Raw genomic sequence first — 2,580 nt, forward strand, 5'->3', positions numbered from 1 at the left:
CCGCGGTCGAGAGACACGCCCTGGCGCTCGGTCGGAACAATCCTCAACCGCTTCACCCCCGATGAGTGCACCAACTACCTCAAGGACGCAGGCTATGCTTCCGTGTAAACCTGAAACGCTCTAGGGGGCGGGGAAGCGGGTGCGGCAATCCTCGAGCGCGCGGGCGGCGCTGCGGGCGGTGTCGGTCCGTTTCGCGCGCAGCTCGGCCAGTTTCACGCGTTCGGCGCGCAGGTCGACCGCGACGGGGCGGTCGCGGAAGGCGATTTCGGGGTGGCTGCACCAGGCCATGCCGATCCGGTCGCGATCGCCGAAGCGGCTGCCATAGCAGAGCTGGAGGCTGGAACTGCGATAGGGTTCGCGTTCCAGCGCATAGCCGCGTGCGATGGTCTGTTCGGTCTCGCGGATCAGCAGGTCGAGCATCCCGAGATCGTGGAGCGCGTTGCGCTCGCAGGCCTGGCGCGGGCTGGTGCAGGCGGTCAGTGTCACGAGGCAGATCATGGCAAGCGCGCGCATCGGGCGATTCCTTTCGGCTGCGGCCATGATACGCCGCCCCCGGCGCGGCCCCAAGTCCGCCCGTCCGGCGCCGTGGCATGGTGGCGCGGGGGGGTGCAAAACTGCTAGGCAGGGCCGAACAGGGAGACGGGAAGATGAGCGAACAATTCGACGAGCACAAGATGCGGGCCGCGGCCTGGTTCCGGGCGCTGCGCGACGAGATCGTGGCCGCGTTCGAGGCGCTGGAAGACGCCCAGGCGACGGGGCCGTTGCGCGATGCGCCCCCGGGACGGTTCGAGGTGAGCGAGACCCGGCGGCAATCCGAGGACGGGTCGGATGCGGGCGGCGGGCTGATGAGCGTGATGCGCGGCGGGCGGGTGTTCGAGAAGGTGGGCGTTGCCGTCTCGACCGTGCATGGCCGGCTGAACAGGCGGGCGCAGGCGGCGATGATGGCGCGCAAGGACCTGCCGGGGATGGCGGACGATCCGCGCTTCTGGGCCAGCGGCGTCAGCCTCGTGGCGCATATGCAGAACCCGCACACGCCCGCGGTGCATCTGAACACCCGGATGTTCTGGACCCCGCATGGCTGGTGGTTCGCCGGCGGCACCGACCTGAACCCCTGCCTGCCGAATGACGAGGACACGGCCGATTTCCATGCCGTGCTGCGGGCGGCCTGCGGGCGTCACGATCCGGCCTATTACCCGCGCTTCAAGGCCTGGGCGGATGAGTATTTCTTCGTCCCGCATCGGGGCCGGGCGCGCGGGGCGGGCGGCATCTTCTACGACGATCTGAACTCGGGCGACTGGGCGGCGGATTTCGCCTTTACCCAGGAGGTGGGCCGCGCCTTCCTGCCGGCCTTCCTGCCGCTGGTGGAACGGCGCCGCGACATGCCGTGGTCCGAAGCCGACCGGGCGGCGCAGCTGGCCCATCGCGGGCTTTATGCCGAATACAACCTGCTTTACGACCGGGGCACGAAATTCGGGCTGGAGACCGGGCACGATCCCGAGGCCGTTCTGATGACCATGCCGCCGCTGGCGACCTGGCCCTGAGCACCGGAGTCCTGACGGGAGGGGGGCACGGGCGCGATCAGCCGCGGAAGATGCCCCCCGCGAACACGGCCTTCCAGCGATGGGGCGCGCTGGAATCCTGCATCCTGAGAAAGGTGTAGGGGGTCTGCGACCAGGGCAGCATCCGGTTGGTCAGGTTGTCGAGCACATAATCGCCGTCATCCTTGCGCAGGATCAGGACGGCGTGGTTGTTGCGCTGGCCGTCCAGCACCTCGGCCAGCAGGAGCCGGTCGGGGGCGATGTCCATGCGGATCAGCTCGGCCTTTTTCAGCAGCGCGATATCCTCGCAATCGCCGCCGCGCGCGGTGGGCCGGGCCCAATGTTCCTCGCGCCCGTATTGCGCCAGGTCCGTGACGGGCCGGACAGAGGCGTTGATCCGGCGGTTGAGCTTGTCCGCCATCCGGATCTGGTCAGCCGTGAGGCGGGCCGAACTGCCCCGGGCGCAGGCCCAGTCATAGCGCCGGCAAAGCCCCTCGGCCCCCTTGGGCGGGTCGGCCTGGGCCTTGCTGCTGAGATGGGCGACCAATCGCCCCTCTGCGGCGGCGGCGGCGGGCATCAGCAGCGCCATGGCAACCGCCATCGCCGCGCCGAGCGCCGCGAGCCATGCGGCCGGTCCGGCCGCCGGATGGTCCTGCTGCCCTGCGGAGCTTCCCTGCATCATGCGCCTGTCCCTTTTCCCTTTCGTCACGGCGCGGGGGCCGTGGATCCTGTCCGAAGATCGGCCGACCGCATCGGGCGGGCGGGTTCCCGCCGATCCCGCCTGTGCGACCGGCGGGAAAGGGAAAAGGCCGCCGAAGCGGCCCTTTCGGGGTGTTTGCGTAACGGGACCGGGTTTGCGCCGGTGTCCCGGGATGCGTTGCGCGCTAGAGTCGACCGCGACCAGGTTGAATCCTTGGGATTCACATCCGGGGTGATTTCTGATTCATGCTGATTGCCGTAAAGGAGGTCGGCATGGATGGGGAAACCGTATTCTTCTGATTTGCGTCAGCGGTTTGTGGCTGCTCTGGATGAAGGCATGTCG

3 protein-coding genes are annotated in these 2,580 nt (G+C 68.6%); 1 reads left to right on the forward strand and 2 read right to left on the reverse strand.

Annotated features, from left to right (window positions below):
- Positions 1–120 precede the first annotated feature (120 nt).
- Positions 121–513, reverse strand: a complete 393-nt coding sequence (locus ENN83_RS09900) for a hypothetical protein (RefSeq protein ID WP_287186466.1) — start codon at positions 511–513, stop codon at positions 121–123.
- Positions 514–647: 134 nt separating this feature from the next.
- Here ENN83_RS09900 and hemF point away from each other — a divergent pair, with 134 nt between their 5' ends.
- Entirely contained in the window at positions 648–1,541 is an 894-nt protein-coding gene (gene hemF / locus ENN83_RS09905) for an oxygen-dependent coproporphyrinogen oxidase (protein ID WP_287186467.1), read from the forward strand.
- A 37-nt stretch (positions 1,542–1,578) separates the two neighbouring features.
- Here the strand turns inward: hemF and ENN83_RS09910 are convergent, their stop codons facing one another.
- The gene (locus tag ENN83_RS09910) at positions 1,579–2,220 is read right to left on the reverse strand and encodes a transglutaminase-like cysteine peptidase (protein ID WP_287186470.1); all 642 of its coding nucleotides are present in this window, start codon (positions 2,218–2,220) and stop codon (positions 1,579–1,581) included.
- Between the last annotated feature and the right edge of the window lie 360 nt (positions 2,221–2,580).

Source organism: Rhodovulum sp., assembly GCF_011048875.1.
GTDB lineage: Bacteria > Pseudomonadota > Alphaproteobacteria > Rhodobacterales > Rhodobacteraceae > Rhodovulum > Rhodovulum tesquicola.

Coding starts and splice junctions, on each gene's coding strand:
- ENN83_RS09900 (WP_287186466.1), bottom strand. CDS start 513: ATGCGCGCGCTTGCCATGATCTGCCTCGTGACACTGACCGCCTGCACC.
- hemF (WP_287186467.1), top strand. CDS start 648: ATGAGCGAACAATTCGACGAGCACAAGATGCGGGCCGCGGCCTGGTTC.
- ENN83_RS09910 (WP_287186470.1), bottom strand. CDS start 2,220: ATGATGCAGGGAAGCTCCGCAGGGCAGCAGGACCATCCGGCGGCCGGA.